The organism is Thalassolituus sp. LLYu03 (assembly GCF_050507655.1).
Taxonomy (GTDB): Bacteria; Pseudomonadota; Gammaproteobacteria; order Pseudomonadales; family Oceanobacteraceae; genus Venatoribacter.
This window is the reverse complement of the sequence record NZ_CP191496.1, coordinates 3,338,990-3,358,201: the sequence shown is the minus strand read 5'-3', so window position 1 is coordinate 3,358,201 and position 19,212 is coordinate 3,338,990. Positions and strand designations below refer to the sequence as shown.

Here is a 19,212-nt window from a genome sequence, read left to right as displayed (position 1 = left end):
AAGTGGTTAACGCTCACGCGCTGTGAAACAAACGGAACTGGATCTGAAATCCGTTCCTTAAACCCAGAAACTGACTCTGTCCTTCGCTGAGGCCGGCTTCCCGCGCCCAGTCTGACAGATCATCAGGATCAAACCCGAGCCACAGGTCCCCGCAGGATTCCCGTGCCCAGCTCTGTTCATGACGGCACAGGTCCGTCACCAGTAATGTGCCACCCTGCCGCAGCAGTTTTGCCACATCATTAAAAATCGTTTTCGGCGCAGGCACGTGGTGCAGCACCATATTGGCCACCGCAAAATCCACCGGCTCGCCCTGTTGCGCCAGCAGCCACTGGGTATCGCCCAGTTCGCAGCGCACATTGCTCAGGCCTTTGCCGGCTACGGTCGTGCGTGCCTGTTCGAGCATCTGCGGCGAAATATCCAGCGCGACGACTTGCTCAAAACGCTGCGCCAGCGCCGGCAAAAAGGCGCCTTCGCCCGGCCCGACTTCCAAAGCGTAGCCGCTTGCACCTTTCCAGCCGGAAAGAATGCTTTCCAGCGTTTCGCCGTACTGATCCCAGGAGGCAATTAAGTCCTGTTGCTGACGGAACGCATCGGCGTTGCGCGCAAAAAAGTCGGCACAGGTCTGTGCCCGTTCTTTCAGCACTTCCGTCAGCGCCTGACGGTAGGCTTCGTTATCCAGCGCGTCGGTGCTGTCGATGGCGGCGAACAGGGCCTTCAGCCACAGATTCAGCGCATCGTTCCCCGCGGCCAGCGGCCTACGGTAAAAAATACTGTTGCCTTCACGGCGTGTGGTCACCAGACCCGCCTGGGCCAGCACCTTAAGGTGATGGCTCATGCCCGACTGCTTGATACCAAACACATGACACAGCTCGAGCACGCCGAACGAACCCTGTCCCAGCAGTTTCAGAATGCTCAGACGAAGGCTGTCACCGGCGGCTTTGCTGGCCCGGGCAAGCTGTTCGGCACTGAAAAGCGGAGTGTGGGATTCAGACATGCCGAGCAGTGTAGGCGCATCACTCATCTATATCAATTTTTTTTGATATAGATTTTGGGTGGTGAAAAACTATCGGGATGTGAGGTTTGATTTGTTATAGCTATACGCAATCGGGTCGAGAGAAATATGCGATTTCAACTATCAAGGTGTGGGGCTTAATCTGCACACAGTTAAACGACGCACGGGAGCGACGATTATGAAAACCGTAAAAAGCATTGTGAATAAAGTGATCCGCAAGCAGACCGCGCAATCTCAGAATGCCGCTGTCTGCAACTACGCCGACAACTACTACGGCGATCGCGTGTGCGTGCTGGCGAAAAGCTCCCGCTGAGCCGGTGGCCAGGCAAGTTTCTCTCCCCCCTCTCAGTTGAGAGTTTGCCGCAGCGTTTGCTGCGGCATTTTTATTTCTGACCGCTGAAGCGCAGAGCCTGTGTTGCTCAGCTCTTCCGACACTGTTCGGTTGGGCTCAGGTCTGCTCTTTTTTCTCAGCTCTTTTTTCTCAGCCCAGCAGACCCAACTCCTTCGCCTGCTGCTCCAGCGCTTCGCGGAACTGCGGGTGCGCAATGCCAATCAGGGCCCGTGCCCGTTGCGGCAGTGACAGACCTTTTAATTCCACACAGCCGTATTCGGTGACCACAAAATGCGCGTCCATGCGGGTGTCGGTCACCGTGCCGGTCAGACGTGGCACGATGCGGCTTAAACGGCCTTCTTTGGCGGTGCTGTGCAGGGCAATAAAGGAACGGCCGCCCTGCGAGGCAAAAGCGCCGCGCACAAAATCCAGCTGGCCGCCGGTGCCGGAAAACGGCGTTCCCATAATGGTCTCGGCGTTGATCTGGCCGGTGATATCCACTTCGATGGCCGAATTCACCGACACCATGTTCGGATTTTTGCGGATGACGCTGGGGTTGTTTACCCAGGACGCCGGGTAACCCACGATGGACGGGTTGTCGTCCATAAAGTCGTACATGGCGCGGTCACCCAGCGCCAGGGTAAAGACATGCTTGTGCTGCTTCAGGCGTTTGCGGCGGCCGTTGATCACGCCGGTTTCGATCAGGCGCGCCATCGACGGGCAGAACAGTTCGGAGTGCAGGCCGAGGTCTTTGTGATTTTCCAGCAGGCTGAGCACAGACGCCGGCACACCGCCGACGCCCATCTGCAGGGTGTCGCCATCGTGAATGCGGTCGGCGACCTGGCGGGCAATGGCCCAGTCGGTTTCAGACGCCTGCGCTTCCGGAATTTCGCTGAGCGGAATATCGGCCTCGACCAGCGCATCGATTTCAGAAATATGCACCGAACATTCACCGAATGTGCGGGGCATGAATTTATTCACCTCGACGATCACTTTTTTCGCTTTGCGGATCACCGAGGCGCCGTAATCGGCGTTGGTGCCGAGACTGAAATAGCCGTGTTTATCCATGGGCGACACGCGCACCATAAAACAATCGGGTTCGACGTATTCGGTCAGCAGGCGGCCGACCTGATGAAACGCCGCCGGTACAAATTCGACCCAGTGCTTATTGCTCAGCTCTTTAATCGCTTTGCGGTCGTGACCGCTTAAAAACAGGCTGCGCGGGGTGAATTTACCGCACAGGTCTTCCACCAGAAGGTGCTGCTCCAGCGCGTCAGAGCCGTGCATGTAATAGACGTTGACCGGCGGAATCTGGTCGTTGCGCAAACCGTCGGCCAGCGCTTTGATCAGCGCCGCCGGCATGGCCACGCTCATGCCCAGTATCAGATTGCGGGCGTCGGCCAGTTGCAGCACGGCCTGTTCCGCTGTCAGCCGTTTGGCTTCGTATTCGTCGATCCATTTCATGACATGACCATCCCTGACGTGTGTTCTGCGATTGAAGCAGGAAATTGTTGAAGTTTTGCGGCAGCCTGGCCGGCGCGGTGAACAAAGGCGGCAAATTCGCCATAACTCATGCCTTTGCCGGAGGCTGTGAGCCAGTCGTCAGACTGCCGTTGCGCAACAGGCTGAAATCCGCCGTTTTACACGGCATACTCAGGCCTGTTTTGCAGGCATGATAACCGTTGCCCTGTGTCCGGCTGACTTTGCATCAGGAACCCGCTATGTCCGTTGTTACGCCACCCCCATACAACCCCGGCGCGCCGGAAGCTCCCGCCGCCGCCAAAGCCCCTGCCGATAAAAACATTCAGCTGCTGGCGCAATTGCTGAAATCCCTCGGTCAGGTCGTGCAGACCGATCCGGGCAAATTAAAACTGGTGCTGGTGTGTCTGCTGTGCAAAGGACACCTGCTGCTGGAAGACGCGCCTGGTCTGGGTAAAACCACTCTGGCACGCAGTCTGAGCCAGCTGCTGGCGGTGCGCATGAAACGTCTGCAGTGTACGCCGGATCTGATGCCATCCGACGTGACCGGCATCAGTGTCTACAACAGCGAAGAGCATAAATTCCATTTTATGCCGGGCCCGGTGTTCACCAATATTCTGCTGGCCGACGAAATTAACCGCGCCACACCGCGTACTCAGTCGGCGTTGCTCGAAGCCATGGCCGAAGCCACGGTCACCGCCGACCGCACCACCTATAAATTGCCGAATCCGTTTATGGTAATTGCCACCCAGAACCCGGTGGAATTTGCCGGCACCTTCCCGCTGCCGGAAGCGCAGCTCGACCGCTTCTTCATGCGCCTGAGTCTGGGCTACCCGGACGAAGCGCAGGAGATTGCCATGATGATGGCGCAGCTGTCCGGCCATCCGCTCGACAACCTCAAACCTCTGCTCAGCGAAAGTACCATTCTGGCGCTGCAGGCTGACGTGGAAAAAGTCACCGTCAGCGAAGCGCTGGCGAAATACATCGGCCAGCTGGTGCGCGAAACCCGCAATCAGCCGGGTGTGCGTCTGGGGGCCAGTCCGCGTGGCTCGCTGGCGCTGATGCGTGCCAGCCGGGCGCTGGCGTATCTGGCCGGTCGCAGCAGTGTGTCACCAGACATCGTGCGTCTGCTGCTGGAGCCTGTGCTCGGCCACCGCGTGGTGTTCCGCGATGCCACTCTGTCGGGGGACGACCGCGCAGAATTCTGGAAACAACTAATTGCCCGGGTGCCGGTGCCCGATTTCGCCAAGACCGACGGCAAGGGCAAATGAGTCAGAGCACGCTCGAACACCAGCTGCGCCCGCTGTTTAATCTGGTTGGCCGCTATCTGAATGCACACCGTTTTCTGTGGCTGATGTCGCTGGTGTGTTTTCTGGTGGCCTGGAACCGCGGCATGGCGTTGCTGTATGGCATGGTGGCGCTGATGCTGGCGCTGATTCTGGTGAGCTGGGTAATGCCCTGGTGGGCGCTGCGCGGCGTGCGTATGGAACGTACTCAGCAAGGTCAGGCAGTCGCCGGTCAGCAGGTAAAACTCAGTTATCGTTTTACGCTGAAGCACCCGTTGTTTTTTATCCGTGTGCAGGAATGTATTCCCGATGTACTGCCGGCCGATTGCCAGCGCTTTCTGCCGTCCATTGCCGGCAGCGATGACATCACGCTCACCTATCCCGTGGCGCGGCGCGGCGTGTACAACCTGCCGGCCCCCGACATTACCTGCGCCTGGCCATTTGGTTTTGTGCAGCGCCGCACCCGCCTGCAAAGCAATGACGCGCAGCTGGTGGTGATGCCGAAAACCTTTCGTATCCGCCAGCTGCCGCAACTGACCAGCAATAATCCGCTGCCGCTGGGCGACGATTCTTATTTAAGCCGTCAGGCGCACAGTGAATTTGCCGGTGTGCGGCCGTTCCGCGAAGGCGATTCCATGAAGCACGTGCACTGGAGTGCCTCGGCACGACAGCAACAACTGGTGGTGCGTGAATTTCACAGTTTCGATACGCCATCCTGGCTGGTGCTGGTGGATGGTCAGGTCGGGGCTGCCATTGGTGAAGGTGCCGACAGCAGTTTTGAATACGCCATTCAGATTGCCGCCTCGGCGTTGTTGTGGGCGCAGAGCCACGATCAGGCGATGACGCTGGTGGTCGGCGGGCGCCGGCCGCTGACGCTGAAAACCGGGCCGGGCATGCACAATGGCGCCGAGCACGTGCAGGCGCTGGCCTGGGTGCAGGACGACGGCCACGACGATTATCAGAGTTTAATTAACCGCGAACTGGCTGCCCGTCAGGACGTGCCCATGGTCATGACCATCCGCCGCGATTCGCAGAGCCTGACGCTGCCGCCGGGGCTTGGGCATCTGGACATCGTGTTCAGCGACGACAGCTTCCGCCAGCCGCTCGGCCGTTATCGCGAAGGCTGGCAGTCTTTAGGGCCGGGCTGTGAACGCCTGCATCTGCACCGCGCCAGCAAACTGCATCAGGTATTTGCATCATGATGACGCGCTCTCAGGGACTGCTTTGGCTCGGGCTGCAATTAGCCGTTACCGCATCGGGTTCGGCCGGCGTCTTACTCGGCCCGGCGGCGGCCTTTTTTACCTTCGTACTGACTCTGGTGCTGAGTATTGCTGCGCTGAAAAAAGCCTGGGCACAGCGCCATGAAGCCGACCCGAACCGCGCCCTCGGCGATGGCTTGGCAGGCGCGGGTCTGGTGATTTTTTTAGGTCTGATTTTTACCGTGAATCTGCTCAGCGCTTTGGCCGCGCTGTTGCTGATGGCGGCGCTTGCGCTGTGCGTGCAGCTGAATAATTACCGTAAATACTATTTGCTGCAGGTCGTCAGTTTTGTGCTGCTGATGGTCGGCGCGGCCGAGGCCGTGAGCGGCAGTTATCTGCTGGTGATGGTTGCTTATTGCCTGTTCGCCGCCTTCGCGCTGAGCGAAGCCTGGCTGGATCAGGGTGTCCACAGCGACAGCAGCGCGGCAGCTCAGCCTGCTGATGAATCCGTGATTCAGGGCCCGGGATTTGCGCAGCGCGCCCGCATCAGTGGCGTAATCATGGGGCTGGCCGTGCTTGTGTATCTGCTGCTGCCAAGGCTCGATGCGCTGAACTTGGGAGCGCAGGAAAGCGGGGGCGATTTTTATACGAACCCCAACTGGTCGCAGAAAGCCGACAGCAGCGTTAATGAGCCCTATAAAAAACCGCCCAAGCCGGAAAACAGCTCGCAGTCGATGTACGACCAGCTGCAGCAGATCACCGATTTATCGCGCTTTTCCGGTGACGGTTACCGCTACGACGGCTTCAGCGAAAAATTCGATATCCGCTCCGGCGAGCGCAGCGGCGGAGTCGATTTAAATGCCATTGTCGCGCGCATGAAAGCCGACCACGGCACGTATCTTAAAGTACGCACCTTCGATACCTTTGACGGCACGCGCTGGGCGTCGTCCAGCGAAGATATTTCGCGCAAAATCAGCGTGGGCAGTTTCGGCGAAGTGGTGATTAACCCACGCGCCGCCGGCCAGTTTCAGCAGGTGATTACGCTGGAGCGTGCCATGCCGGCCTGGCTGCCCGTGGCGCCGGATCCGGTGTCACTGAACGTGCCGGCCGATGTCGTCGCACTCGATCAGTTCGGTCAGCCGCTCATGCCGTCGACCCTGTCGCCGGGTACACGCTACACCGTGTTGTCGACGCAGGAAGTGTTCGACAACCGCCTGCTGTCGCATACGCCCGCCGCCGATAAAAACGACCTGCAGCTGCCGAAAGGGTTCGATCCGCGCATCGCCAGACTGGCGCGCACCGTGACCGAACGTGAAAGCACGGTGTACGGCAAAGCCGTGGCGCTGGAGCAGCATCTGCGCACTCAGTACGCCTACAGTTTTGAATCCATTCTGCGCTCACAGGGTCGTACGCCCCTGAGCGAATTTTTATTCGACGATAAAAAAGGGCACTGCGAATATTTCGCCAGCGCCATGACCATGATGCTGCGCACGCTGAAAATTCCGGCACGTCTGGTAACCGGCTTCAGTGTTTCCACACGCAATCCGCTCACGGGCTTTTTCGAAATCCGCGCCATCGACGGTCACGCCTGGACCGAAGCCTGGATCGATGGCCGCTGGGTGACGTTTGAACCCACGGCCTATTACCAGATGCCGGCGATGGAGCAGAGTGCGTTTGCCGCCGAGCAGATCAACGATTACGCCCGTGACCTGCTGAAACGCAACGAAACCACCGGAGAGGACAGTGTCAGCCTGCTTGGCCTTCTCTCGTCGCTCTGGCTGGCGCTGAGTACGGTGGTGATCGTTGTGCTGTCGTACACTAAATTACTGCTGCTAACCCTGTGGCCCGTGCTGCTGGTCGCAGCGGTGCTGGCGGCCGTGGCCTGGTTCAGCCGCCACCTGTGGTTAGCGCAGGTGCTGGCGTGGTGGAGTTTCTGGCAGATGAAACGCTACCAACCGACTCAGGCGGCTCTGGCCCTGAGCTTTTATCTGTTTCATCTGCAGCGCATCAGCGAACGCAAAGTGCCAGCGCGTGAGCCGGCGCAATTACTCGGTGACTGGCTGGCTCAGGTCGCGGAGGCATTCGGTGAACAGCCGGAATACGAACAGTGGCAGCAGCTGGTGGAGCAAGTGGTGTATCAGGGCCAGGACGCCGATGTGCAGCGCATGCAGACTCTGGCGCTGACGCTGGCCAGCCGTCTGGTTCGCTGAACCGGCGGAATACGCGCCGGGTGCGACTAAAAGCGGATGTGAAAGGCGCCGGCATGGCAGCAGCACCGTCTTTTGTCGGCTATGTCATGCGCGCCTGAGTGGATTTACACGACACGTATTTTCCCATCCGGCCTTACCTGATAATTTCGCCCCAATCCGTAATGGCGCGGATATCTCAGACCCTGATTCTGAACACGATCAAAGCCGATCACGTGGTAGGCTCGTCGTGTCCGGAAGTCGTTGTCATCGTCGGTCACAGGCTCTGCCACGTCGGCAGACGCAACCCAGCCTTTGGCGGGAGGACGACGATGAAATTCCTGATCTCTCTGGCAACTCTGCTTGCCGCGCTTTGCACAGCACCTGCTGCATTTTCGATGAATGATGCCGAGGCGATTAATATCTCCGGCAGTCAGCGCATGCTGTCACAACGCATGATGAAAAGTTATCTGATGATTGGCGCCGACATTAAAGCCGACGCCGCGCAGAAACAGCTTGATGAAAGTGTGGCGTTATTTGAAGAACGTCTGGCGGCGCTGCAGGATTACGCGCCAAGCGATGCCATTCGTGGCCGCCTGAATCAGGTCGAAAAAATCTGGTCGCATCACCGTCAGGTATTGCTGATGGAACCGCAGCGCGATCAGGTAGAAAGCTTTATGGAAGAAAACCGCAACCTGCTCAACGCCTGCAACGATGTGGTGGTGGCCATTGCGTCATACGCCAGTGTGCCGGGTGCCGAGCTTGTGAATATTTCCGGTCGCCAGCGCATGTTGTCGCAACGCATCGCCAAGGCCTATGTCGCCATGTACTGGCGTGTGGACTCCGCCAAAGCGCGTCAGGAATTTGAAGATTCCATTGCCCTGTTCGACGAATCGCTGCGCAAACTGCAGTCGTCGCCGCTGAACACCGACGAAGTGAAAAGCGCCCTCGACCGCGTGTATTCGCAATGGTCTTTTTCACAGAACGGTTTCCGTCTGGAAGAAAACGGCCGCTACGTACCGACCGTTATATCGGTGACCACAGAATCCATTCTGTGGAAGATGAACGACATCACCAAACTGTACGAACAGATTATGGCCGGGCAGTCCTGAGCGCCCTGACTAATCGCCGTTAATTTTGCACCGCCTTCCGGCGTATGAGCAGGATGCTCAGGCGCCGGAATTTTTTCAGTGAGCCTTGGTCGCGGCTTTTTGCGGGAAAGCCAGCATCAGCAGCGCAATACCGGCCAGCAGCGCCAGCGTCGCTGCGTAGCGGCTCAGTTCCAGCCCGCCATCGGCAACCGGTTTGTCGAGAAAATCACCAACCACGGCGCCTAACGGACGCGTCAGAATAAACGCGGCCCAGAACAGAAATACCCGAGACACCCGGGTCGTAAAATAGAGGCCGGTCAGGCCCAGTAAAATTCCACCAAAAATCAGAATGCTGGCGCCGTAGCCAAGACCTTCTGTATCCGCTACCCAATCACCCAGAGCCGTGCCCAGTGTTTGTGAAAACATAATAGTGACCCAGTAAAACAGCTCCGCCTTGCGACTGGTAATGCTGTGTACCGATACGGTTCTCATCGTTTTCTGCCAGATCAGAAGTGACGCGATGAGCAGGGCCAGCAGCAACAGTGAGCCGCCGGCGTAACCTATGCCGAGCGAACGGTCGGCGAAGTCGGCCAGTGTGGTGCCGACGGTGGTGGTGGCTATGATGGTGAGCCAGTAGACGGTAGGGTGAAAGCTGGTGCGGCTGATCTGCAGTGAAACCGCCGCCAGAAACAATACGCCGAAAATAGCGGAGCTGAGCAAATAGCCCAGCTCCATCGACATGGACACGGCATCGCCACCGGTTTCACCCAGTGTCGTGGCCAGAACTTTTATCATCCAGAAAGCAACGGTGACTTCCGGTACTTTGCTCAGGGCGGTGTTCATCAGGCGTTCTCCAGAGGTCGCAGGGTAAGCGCTGTCGCTCGTGCCGGCATTCAGAAAGCGAAACTGCTGTCAGGTTCCCCGGCTGCATTCAGGATGGCACGTCTGGCTGGAAATGATTATGACACCAGCGCGATATCCGCCACTTTTACCACTTCGCCGCGCACCAGCAGATGCTCAATGTGGCTGCCATTCATCACCAGCTCGACGCGAATTTCACTCGGCCGGTTGAGAAAGCGCCCCTGTTTCAGGGTGACTTTGCCATCCTGCAAGCCCAGGTGCGCCTGCAGCCATGCGGCGGCCGGACCAGCGGCGCTGCCGGTGGCAATATCTTCGACTTTGCCGGCGTTATCCCAGGTGCGGCCTTCGTTGGCGTCGACATCCAGCACGTATAAAAAGCTCGCGCCGAAGGGCGCCAGTAACGGGCCTATATCCGCCACCCGGAACTGCACCTGCTCCAGCCCGCCCTGCACAGGCAATATCAGATACGGCAGGCCGGTGGTGATCACGTCGGCGCTGAGGTTTGGGTTGTCGGGTGCCGTCAGATTGAGCGCGTCATAAAAAATCTGTGCCTGAGCCGCCGTTAATTGGGCCAGTAATTGCGGAGACTCTTGCTGCATGGTGGCCAGCCAGTGACCCGCAACACGTTGGCTGAACAGGGTGACGGTCTGCTGATTCAGGGCTACGCGCCAGCGTTGAATCTCGTCTTCCTGTTTATCGTCGGAACGGGCCGGCCCATACTGCTCGTGCAGCCAGGCGGCGAGGCCAAGCAGCGGGTGGCCGGCAAAATCGAGTTCTTCTTCCATGGTGAAAATGCGGGCGCGGAAACCGTCGGCAGTCTGGCTGATGAACAAGGATTCAAACTGGCGCATTTCCTGAGTCCAGGCCTGCATGGCAGCGCTGTCCAGATGGTCACAGTCGGAAAAAATGGTCAGGCCGTTACCGTTTAATGCCTGTCCGGCAAACACATCCAGCAGGGTGCATTTCACTCTGGCGTCTCCGCAATCAAAACCCACAGCATACCGGCTGACGGTGGCGGCTCAACCCCAGAAATCATAGGCCTTCAGCGCGCGTGGAAATAAAAAAGCCCGCATTTTGCGGGCTTTTTGGTTGCGAAGGCTCAGACGCGGAAGCGCGACAGATTGTGGCTGATTTCCTGACTCAGCTCGTGCAACTGGCTCGACTGCTGCGTAGCCTGATCCACGTTGCCGGCCAGATCATCCGACGCGGCCTGAATGGCGGTGGCAATACGGCTGATTTCTTCGGTGGCGGTGTGCTGTTCGCGCGAGGCGTTGGCAATGCTTTGCGAGCGCTGGGAAATATCGGTTAACACCGAGGCAATGGCGTTCAGGCTGTCGGTTACCTGCAGCGCACTGCTGGCGGTTTCTGCGGTCAGTTCTTTGCTGGTGCCCATAATGCCCACGGCTTTCTGGCTGTGGTGTTTCAGGCTGTCGATCATCTGCTGAATTTCACCGGTGGCTTCGTGGGTGCGTTGCGACAAGGTGCGCACTTCGTCGGCGACCACCGCAAAGCCGCGTCCCTGTTCGCCGGCGCGTGCGGCTTCAATGGCCGCGTTCAGTGCCAGAAGGTTGGTCTGTTCGGCGATACCCTGAATGGTCGCCAGAATGCCGGTGATCTGCTGCGCCTGATTATCCAGCTGATTAATGATCTCGGTGGCGCTGTCGATTTCGCCGGTCAGGGCTTCCATGCGGCGGCGGTTTTCACCGGCGTTCTGCATGCCTTTATTGCCTTCGGTGCTGGCGCTCTGGGCGGCCTGAGCCGTATCCGAAGCGTTATTGGCCACTTCCGATGAGGTCGACGACAGCTCGTTGACCGCCACTGCCACCTGACTGATTTCGTTCTGCTGCACCTGCACGGCCTGATTGTTGTTCTGCGCATTTTTACGCGCCAGCTGCGCCAGAGTATCCAGCTTGCGCGACGAGGCAAGACTCTGTGACACCAGCTCATGGATGGAGCCGACGAACACGTTGAAGGCATGGCTGAGTTTGCCGATCTCGTCGTGGCGGGTCACGCTCAGGCGGCGGGTCAGGTCGGCGTCGCCCTGAGCGATGTCAGACATGGCGTCGCTCAGGCTCAGCAGAGGTTTCAGCAGCACAGAAATAATGGCGCCGGCGATCAGGGTTACCGCGACTATGGTCAGCAGGCCAATTAACAGGCTCGACCAGCCAAGGGTGGCGAGACTGGCGAAGGCTTCGCTTTCGTTGATGCTCAGCATCAGCTGCCAGTCGGTGCCGTCGATGGCGAACAGGCCCAGCAGGGTGTCGCGACCTTTCATGCTGGTCTTAATGATTTTATCTAATTGCGGGCGGGTGTTGCCGCTGAGCATGCCGCTTAACGGTTTGCCGACCATGTCTTTATCCGGGTGCACCATGAAGTTGCCACTGGCGTCGACCAGCGCGGCGTAACCACTGTCGCCCAGATCAATACTCAGTACCGCCTTCACCACTTCATCCAGCGAAATATCACCGCCCACCACGCCGCGGCTCATCGGCTGGGCGAAGGTAATGATGAGTTCGCCGGTGGAGGCGTCTGTGTAGGGCTCGGTCAGCACCAGTTTGTTTTTCGCCATGGCTTCCTGATACCAGGGGCGCTCGCGCGGGTCGTAGTCGGCGGGCAGTTCGTCGTCCGGGCGCATGATCATTTCGCCGGACTTGGTGCCCAGATACAGGAACATGAACTGGCCGGACTCCAGCCCCTGCTCGACCACGGGAACGGTGTCGCCGTTCACCAGTGCGTTCGACGTTCCCTTCAATACCTGAGTTTTGGCGTTCAGCCAGCTGCTGACGTAGCGGCTGGTTTTTTCGCCGGTGACCAGAATCCGTTCGGTGATGGCGGCTTCCAGATTGCTGCGTGCCTGTTGATAGGTAAACAGGCTGCTGAGAGCGATTAACACCAGAATGGTGCCGCCGACGGCCATCATGAGTTGGGTGCGGATGCTGTTGCGCATAGGGGTTCCTGCACGTTGCTTAACAAGTAACTGAATGTGTTTTCCGATCAGGCGGATTTCGTAAGCATAGGTCAGCAAAATAAGAGTGAAATGTATTAATAAGGCTGACAGCCGCGCCGCCGCTGCGTTGCCTTTCTGCGGCAATTGCATAAACTGTACAAAAATACAGTAGTGAGTGTCCGATGCGCCTGTTCATTGCCGAAAAGCCCAGTCTGGGGCGTGCCATCGCCGACGTGCTGCCGAAGCCGCACAGTAAGGGCGAAGGCTTTATCCGTGCGGCCAATGGCGATGTGGTCAGCTGGTGCATTGGCCATTTACTCGAACAGGCGCAACCCGAGGCCTATAACCCGTCGTACAAACAATGGCGGCTGGACGTCCTGCCCATCGTGCCGCAGGAGTGGCAGCTGGAGCCCAAGGCGCAGACGCGTAAACAGCTGTCGGTGTTGCGCAAACTGGTGAAAGAGGCCGACCAGCTGGTGCACGCCGGCGATCCCGACCGCGAAGGTCAGTTGCTGGTCGACGAGGTCATCGCTTATCTGAAAACCCCTGCCAGTAAACGCAACGCCATGCAGCGTCTGCTGATCAGCGATCTGAACCCGCAGGCGGTCAGCCGCGCGCTGGGCCAGCTGAAACCCAACAGCGACTTTGTGCCGTTATCGGTATCGGCTCTGGCCCGCTCCCGCGCCGACTGGCTGTACGGCATCAATCTCACCCGTGCCTGTACGGTGAAGGGACAGCAGGGCGGTCTGAAGCAGGTGTTGTCGGTGGGGCGAGTGCAGACGCCAGTGCTGGGGCTGGTGGTCAAACGCGATGATGAAATCGCCGCTTTCGTCAGCCGGCCCTTTTATGAGGTGCGCGCCGCGCTGCATCTGAGCGCGGGCGAGCCCCTGAGTTTTTATGCCCGCTGGCAACCGAGCGAGGCCTGTGCGCCGCATCAGGATGAAGACGGCCGGGTGCTGAATCCGAAACTGGCGCACAACGTGGCCGGGCGCATCCGTCAGCAACCGGCGCTGGTGCAGTCGGTGGAACGCAAACAGAAACAGCAGGCTGCACCTTTACCCTACAACCTATCGGCGCTGCAGATTGACGCCGCCAAAGCGTTCGGAATGAGCGCCCAGCAGGTGCTGGATGCCTGTCAGAACCTGTACGAAAAATGCCAGTTAATTACCTATCCAAGATCCGATTGCCGCTATTTACCCACCGAGCATTACGGCGCCCGCCAGAGCGTTGCCGCCGCCGTAGCCAGCAACGATGACAATCTGGCAAGCGTTGCGCAGCAGGCGGATTTCAGCCTGCGCTCAGCGGCCTGGAACGACAGCAAAGTGGGCGCTCACCACGCCATTATTCCCACCGAAAAACGCACCGGTCTGGCCAGTGCCGGTGTGCGTGAACAGCAGATCTACCGTTTGATTGCCCGCCAGTATCTGCTGCAGTTTTTTGCGCCGTATGTGTACGCCGACACCCGCGTCACCCTGACCATCGCCGGTGGCACCTTTGTGGCCAGCGAACGCACGCCACTGTCGCCGGGCTGGAAGCAGGCGATGCCAAAGAGTAAGGAGCGTGGCGAGCAAGATGACGACCACGCCGGGCCGGGCTTGCCGCCGCTCAGCGAAGGTCAGGTCTTGTGGAGTGGCGAGCCTGTGGTCGATGAAAAACACACCCAGCCGCCGGCGCCGTTTACCGACGCGACCCTGCTGGCCGCCATGACCGGCATTAACCGCTATGTGAAAGACGCGGAGCTGAAGAAAATTCTGAAAGACACCGATGGACTGGGCACCGAAGCGACGCGGGCCGGCATCATCGAGCTGTTGTTCAAACGCGCTTTCCTGCGCCGCGACGGCAAACAGATCCGCGCCACGGCACTGGGCCGCGCGCTGATTCATACCCTGCCCGACAGCACCACGGTGCCCGACATGACCGCCCAGTGGGAGCGTCAGCTGAACGACATCAGTGAAAAAGCGCTGAATTACGACGGTTTTATGCAGCCCATGCTCAGCCGCTTGCAGGATCTGGTGGCTCAGGCGACTCAGCTGAATGTACAGGCCTTCAGCGGCCTGCCGGCGGCGGAACCAAAAGCGGCGAAACCCGCCTACCGGCGCAAGAAAAGCAGCACGCCGGGCAAGCGTGCGCCACGGCGTAAAGCCCCAGGCTGATGCCCGGATTCAGGATTAAAAAAGGGGGGCTGGACGGCGACCGGGCTCAGGCAGGCAGTTCGGCCAGAGCCGCAGCAAAGGCCTGATCGAGTGCCGGCATCAGCGCATTGATGGTGGCGCTGTCGCCCTGTTCGGCGGCGCGCTCCAGACGTGCACAGACATCCATCAGCTGTTCGGCGCCGATATTACCGCTGGCTCCTTTCAGGGTGTGGGCCATGCGGGTGGCGTCTTTCATCCGCTCGTTGCTGATATGGGCTTTCAGCTCATCCAGCTGTTCCTGAGCTGTGCTGCGGAACATGCCGACCACGCGCAGCAGCAGGGTTTCGTTGTTCATCAGCCGGGTCAGGGCGTCGGCTTTGTTCCACACGGGCAGGGCGCTATTCAGTTCAGACATGCAGGTTCCTCCACAGTATCTGAAGCCTAGCAGCCATCGCTGTGTCTGGCCGCCCGGGTTTGTTGGCGAATTGTGTACGGACTGGCAAGGGGCCTACGCAGGTCGGATCAGCTCAGCGGCTGTGACCGCTGGCGCACACAATGTCACCGCACTGTCATATGATGAGCCGAGCCTTTGGGGCAGAGATTTTTAACGCGCTTTCTGGTGATGTGAACATGGTAAACAGCCGCGAAACCCAACGTCCTTTGATTGATTTATCCGGTGATGAACGCGAGTCGAACCACTCGGCGAATGCGCATTTTGCCGATCTGTTGCAGGCGCGCATCAGCCGCCGCAACTGGCTGAAAGGCGGCGCGGCCATGGTCGCCAGTCTGGGGCTGCCGACCGCACTGAGCAGCGCGTTAAGCGCCTGTGCCCGTCCGGAAAAAACCATCGCCGGACTGCTTGGCTTCGAGGCGATTGCCGCCACCGTGGCCGACGCCATCACAGTACCCGCCGGGTACCGCACGCAGGCGTTGCTGCCCTGGGGTACGCCACTGGAAGCCGGTGCGGTGGCCTTTAAGGGGGATGCATCCAACAGCGCCGCAGAGCAGATGAAGCAGATGGGCTCGCACCACGACGGCATGCATTTCTTTCCGATCGACGTGAAAACGGGTGGAAACAGCTCAGTCGAAGGGCTGCTGGTGATGAACCACGAATACTGCGACCCCGATCTGCTGCACAGCCGCGGCCCTTCGCCGCTGCCGCGTCCGCTGGAAGAAGTGCAGAAAGAACTCGCCGCCCACGGTAACAGCATTGCCCATATCCGTCTGAACGCCGACGGTGACTGGCAGCTGGTGGAGGGCAGTGTGTATAACCGCCGCATCACCGGCCTGACGCACATGGAAATCGACGGCCCGCTGCGCGCTAACGACGCCCTGAAAACAAAATACAGTCCCGAAGGCATCGCCACCCGCGGCACGCTGAATAATTGCTCCAACGGTTTTACGCCGTGGGGCACTTACCTCACCTGTGAAGAAAACTGGGCCGGCTGTTTTATTAACAGCGGCGAGCAACCGCGTGAACACGCCCGCTACGGTATTCCGCAGGACGAAAGTTATTACCACTGGCACACCGCACAACCGGCCGACGATGCCGCCCTGCGCTTCAACGCAACGGCTGCTGGAAAAAGCGCCGCCGACGATTACCGCAACGAACCGAACACCTACGGCTGGATTGTCGAGATTGACCCGTTCGACCCGCACAGCACTCCGGTCAAACACACGGCGCTGGGGCGCTTTGCCCACGAAGGCATTATTTTTCACCCGGCGGTGGAAGGTGAACCTCTGGTGGCTTACTCAGGCGACGACACCCGCTTTGAATACCTCTACAAATACGTCAGCCGTGACGTTTACCGCAAAGCCGACGCCGGCCCGCATTTATTGCAGAACGGTACCCTGTATGTGGCGGTATTTAACGGTGACGGCAGCGGCGAGTGGCGCGCGCTGGATATTAACAACGCCGATTTTATCGCCCGCGCCAAAGCAGCGGACGTGACGTTTGCGGATCAGGCCGATGTGCTGCTGAATACCCGTCTGGCGGCGGATGTCAGCGGCGCCACCAAAATGGACCGGCCGGAATGGGGCGCTGTGCACCCGCACACCGGCGAGGTGTATTTCACCCTGACCAATAACGAAAAACGCAGCGAAAGTCAGACCGATGCCGCGAACCCGCGCGCGCACAATAAACACGGCCACATCATCCGCTGGCGCGAGCAGAATAAGCCGCAGGCGACCGTGTTTGCCTGGGATGTCTTCTGGTTTGGTGGTGAAGCCGGCACGGCACAACCGGGCTTTAACAAAGTCACCGATGCGGCCAGCGAAATCTCCTGTCCGGACGGTCTGCGTTTTGATAACGACGGCCGGCTGTGGATTGAAACCGACATGAGCGCCTCCGGCGATCTGCTCGGCAAGGCGCCGTTCGGCAACAACGGCATGTTCTGCGCCGACCCGGTTACGGGTGAGCTGCGCCGCTTTCTATCCGGCCCGAACGGCTGTGAGTTGACCGGCATTGCCATCACGCCCGACCAGAGCACGGTGTTTGTGAATATTCAGCACCCGGGCGAAGGCTCGACGCCGGATCATTTCTTAAGCCATTGGCCGGACGGTGGCAACAGCCGCCCGCGTTCAGCGACGGTGGCCATCCGCCGTCAGGACGGCGGTAAAGTCGGCGCCTGAGTTTTAAGCCATTCATTAAAAAAGGGTAATAATCCGCCGCTACACTCGGCCGCCTTTATTGCTGAGAAGCGGCCGGGTTATTGATGTCTGCTGTGTCTTGTTCGCGCTATTCACGCGCCCGTCGTCTGCTGCACGGCGTGTCGGCGGTGATTATTTTATGGGCGCTGGGGTCCGGATTTACGCTGGCCACAGTGCCACTGACGGCGTCGTTGCACGACCGCATCGCGGCCTTTAATGTCGCCACAACACTGCTGTTTATTCCGTTTTTTATGGTGCGCACGCTGCTCGCCCTGTGGCAGGGAAAACCCGCGCACCATGCGCTGAGCGCGCAGCAGCAAACGCTGGCAAACGCCGGGCATGTGGCTATTTATGGCTGCGTTCTGGTGGTGCTGTTCAGTGGCGTGCTGATGATGGAGCGGCCGGTTCCTGTGTTCGGCGCGTATACCTTCGGCCCCCTGCTGCCGGCGTCGTCTGTGACGCAGGCCTTTTCCGGGCTGCACCGCGTTGCCAGTGGGTTGCTGGCATTGCTGGTCGCCGGCCATCTGCTGGCGGTGCCGATGCATCAGCGGCGCGGTGTGCGTCTGTTGCAGCGCATGTTCTGATCGTCAGTCCGTTGAAAAAGGTGTGTTGCGCGCGGCGGCTGCGGAACGCGCCAGCGAAAATGCCATCCAAGCTCTGCCCGCTGACAGACCCTTGTGTTGCCCCGTGTGGCAACGCATGCTGTCGGTCACTATTCACTGGCCCTGACGGACGTGCGCTGTGTTTGCATCTTTCTTTCTGAAACCCAAATGGTTTTTTCTGAGTTTTGCTCTCTGGTCCTTAACCTGCGTGCTGGGCTGGTATCTGGCCGTCGCTGATGCCGGTCAGTGGCTGAGTCTGGGTGGCCTGTTCGGCGCCGGTTTTCCCTCTGGTGATGTCAGCGCCGATCCGCTGCTGGAACAGGCGCAGACCCGGGCGCAGGAATTCTGGTTTTATCAGTATTCGCTGGTGGCTTATCTGTCGTTTGTCGGCGCCTGGCTGTTCATTGGCCGCGGCCATGAATGGGCCAAGTGGTCGGTGGCTGGCTCAGCCCTGATTGTGTTCCTGACCTGGTTTCAGGTGGAAGTCAGCGTCATGCTTAACGAATGGTACGGCGGTTTTTACGACCTGATCCAGAATGCGCTGAGCAAACCCGGCAGCATCAGCATTGGTGATTATTACGCCGAATTATCCACCGTGGCGGTGATCATTATGGTGGCGGTGGCCGTCGCGGTCTTTACCCGCTTTTTCGTCAGCCATTATGTGTTCCGCTGGCGCCATGCGATGAACGATTATTACACCGCCCGCTGGCAGAGCATTCGCGGCATTGAAGGCGCGTCGCAACGGATTCAGGAAGACACCATGCGCTTCGCCACCATTGTCGAGAATCTGGGTGTGAGCTTTCTTGACTCGGTAATGACCCTGCTGGCGTTTCTGCCTATTTTGTGGGGTTTGTCGGGCTTCGTAAAAGAGCTGCCGCTGATCGGTGAAATTCCGCAGGCGCTGGTGTTTGTGGTGATTATCTGGTCGATTTTCGGCACTTTTCTGCTGGCGCTGGCCGGCATTAAATTACCCGGTCTGGAATTTAATAATCAAAAAGTGGAAGCCGCTTACCGCAAAGAACTGGTGTACGGCGAAGACCACGAGCACAGAGCCCAGCCCTATACCCTGTCGGAATTATTCACCCATGTGCGCATGAATTATTTCCGCCTGTATAAAAATTATCTCTACTTTAACGTGGTGCGTTACGGCTACCTGAACGTCGGCCAGTTTGTACCCTTAATTGCCCTGGCTCCGGCCATTGTCGCCGGCGCGTTTTCGCTGGGGGTGATGCAGCGTATTCTCAATGCCTTCCGTCAGGTGGAGGATTCTTTCCAGTATCTGGTGAATTCCTGGACCACCATTGTTGAGCTGCTGTCGATCTATAAACGTCTGCGCGCGTTTGAAGAGCAGATTGGTCAGGGGCCCCGGATAGCCAGTGAACAGACGCTGGTTTCCCCTGACGCCGGTTCCGCCCCCGAGCCCAGCGCGTCCTGACA

At 58.9% G+C, this 19,212-nt stretch carries 15 protein-coding genes; 9 read left to right on the top strand and 6 right to left on the bottom strand.

Translation table 11 applies throughout. The annotated features are described in order from the left end of the window. Positions 1-13: 13 nt before the first annotated feature. Entirely contained in the window at positions 14-1,021 is a 1,008-nt protein-coding gene (locus ACQUQU_RS14935; RefSeq protein ID WP_430460497.1) for a metalloregulator ArsR/SmtB family transcription factor, read from the bottom strand. A 169-nt stretch (positions 1,022-1,190) separates the two neighbouring features. On the opposite strand from ACQUQU_RS14935, the gene ACQUQU_RS14930 reads away from it, so the two are divergent. Further along, on the top strand, positions 1,191-1,325 hold the full coding sequence (locus ACQUQU_RS14930) for a hypothetical protein (RefSeq protein ID WP_430460496.1): 135 nt from the start codon (positions 1,191-1,193) through the stop codon (positions 1,323-1,325). Between the two features lie 168 nt (positions 1,326-1,493). Here ACQUQU_RS14930 and ACQUQU_RS14925 read toward each other — a convergent pair whose 3' ends face one another. Continuing rightward, the gene (locus tag ACQUQU_RS14925) at positions 1,494-2,807 is read right to left on the bottom strand and encodes an acetyl-CoA hydrolase/transferase family protein (RefSeq protein WP_430460495.1); all 1,314 of its coding nucleotides are present in this window, start codon (positions 2,805-2,807) and stop codon (positions 1,494-1,496) included. 257 nt (positions 2,808-3,064) lie between these two features. Here ACQUQU_RS14925 and ACQUQU_RS14920 point away from each other — a divergent pair, with 257 nt between their 5' ends. The 4 genes from ACQUQU_RS14920 to ACQUQU_RS14905 all read left to right on the top strand — a co-directional run bounded on the left by ACQUQU_RS14920 (position 3,065) and on the right by ACQUQU_RS14905 (position 8,605). Continuing rightward, a complete protein-coding gene (locus tag ACQUQU_RS14920; RefSeq protein ID WP_430460494.1) occupies positions 3,065-4,093 on the top strand; it encodes an AAA family ATPase in 1,029 nt (342 codons plus the stop codon). After that, positions 4,090-5,310 carry a DUF58 domain-containing protein gene (locus tag ACQUQU_RS14915; protein WP_430460493.1) on the top strand — a complete coding sequence of 407 codons (1,221 nt, stop codon included), beginning with the start codon at positions 4,090-4,092 and terminating at the stop codon, positions 5,308-5,310. The genes ACQUQU_RS14920 and ACQUQU_RS14915 overlap by 4 nt, the downstream gene beginning before the upstream one ends. Beyond that, the gene (locus ACQUQU_RS14910) at positions 5,307-7,517 is read left to right on the top strand and encodes a transglutaminaseTgpA domain-containing protein (RefSeq protein WP_430460492.1); all 2,211 of its coding nucleotides are present in this window, start codon (positions 5,307-5,309) and stop codon (positions 7,515-7,517) included. The genes ACQUQU_RS14915 and ACQUQU_RS14910 overlap by 4 nt, the downstream gene beginning before the upstream one ends. A 308-nt stretch (positions 7,518-7,825) precedes the next feature. After that, positions 7,826-8,605 (top strand): type IV pili methyl-accepting chemotaxis transducer N-terminal domain-containing protein, encoded by a 780-nt coding sequence (locus ACQUQU_RS14905; protein WP_430460491.1) that lies wholly within the window; start codon positions 7,826-7,828, stop codon positions 8,603-8,605. A gap of 75 nt (positions 8,606-8,680) precedes the next feature. Here ACQUQU_RS14905 and ACQUQU_RS14900 read toward each other — a convergent pair whose 3' ends face one another. The 3 genes from ACQUQU_RS14900 to ACQUQU_RS14890 form a co-directional block, all read right to left on the bottom strand. After that, positions 8,681-9,427, bottom strand: a complete 747-nt coding sequence (locus ACQUQU_RS14900) for a COG4705 family protein (RefSeq protein ID WP_430460490.1) — start codon at positions 9,425-9,427, stop codon at positions 8,681-8,683. A gap of 116 nt (positions 9,428-9,543) precedes the next feature. After that, a complete protein-coding gene (locus ACQUQU_RS14895) occupies positions 9,544-10,413 on the bottom strand; it encodes a PhzF family phenazine biosynthesis protein (protein ID WP_430460489.1) in 870 nt (289 codons plus the stop codon). A 131-nt stretch (positions 10,414-10,544) separates the two neighbouring features. Beyond that, positions 10,545-12,392, bottom strand: a complete 1,848-nt coding sequence (locus tag ACQUQU_RS14890) for a methyl-accepting chemotaxis protein (protein WP_430460488.1) — start codon at positions 12,390-12,392, stop codon at positions 10,545-10,547. Between the two features lie 182 nt (positions 12,393-12,574). Here ACQUQU_RS14890 and ACQUQU_RS14885 point away from each other — a divergent pair, with 182 nt between their 5' ends. Further along, positions 12,575-14,545 carry a DNA topoisomerase III gene (locus ACQUQU_RS14885; RefSeq protein WP_430460487.1) on the top strand — a complete coding sequence of 657 codons (1,971 nt, stop codon included), beginning with the start codon at positions 12,575-12,577 and terminating at the stop codon, positions 14,543-14,545. Between the two features lie 46 nt (positions 14,546-14,591). Here ACQUQU_RS14885 and ACQUQU_RS14880 read toward each other — a convergent pair whose 3' ends face one another. Then, a complete protein-coding gene (locus tag ACQUQU_RS14880) occupies positions 14,592-14,939 on the bottom strand; it encodes an Hpt domain-containing protein (protein ID WP_430460486.1) in 348 nt (115 codons plus the stop codon). 215 nt (positions 14,940-15,154) lie between these two features. On the opposite strand from ACQUQU_RS14880, the gene ACQUQU_RS14875 reads away from it, so the two are divergent. The 3 genes from ACQUQU_RS14875 to sbmA all read left to right on the top strand — a co-directional run bounded on the left by ACQUQU_RS14875 (position 15,155) and on the right by sbmA (position 19,210). After that, on the top strand, positions 15,155-17,155 hold the full coding sequence (locus ACQUQU_RS14875; RefSeq protein WP_430460485.1) for a PhoX family protein: 2,001 nt from the start codon (positions 15,155-15,157) through the stop codon (positions 17,153-17,155). Positions 17,156-17,238: 83 nt separating this feature from the next. Then, a complete protein-coding gene (locus ACQUQU_RS14870) occupies positions 17,239-17,757 on the top strand; it encodes a cytochrome b (protein WP_430460484.1) in 519 nt (172 codons plus the stop codon). A 157-nt stretch (positions 17,758-17,914) separates the two neighbouring features. Beyond that, positions 17,915-19,210, top strand: a complete 1,296-nt coding sequence (gene sbmA, locus ACQUQU_RS14865; protein WP_430460483.1) for a peptide antibiotic transporter SbmA — start codon at positions 17,915-17,917, stop codon at positions 19,208-19,210. Positions 19,211-19,212: the final 2 nt, after the last annotated feature.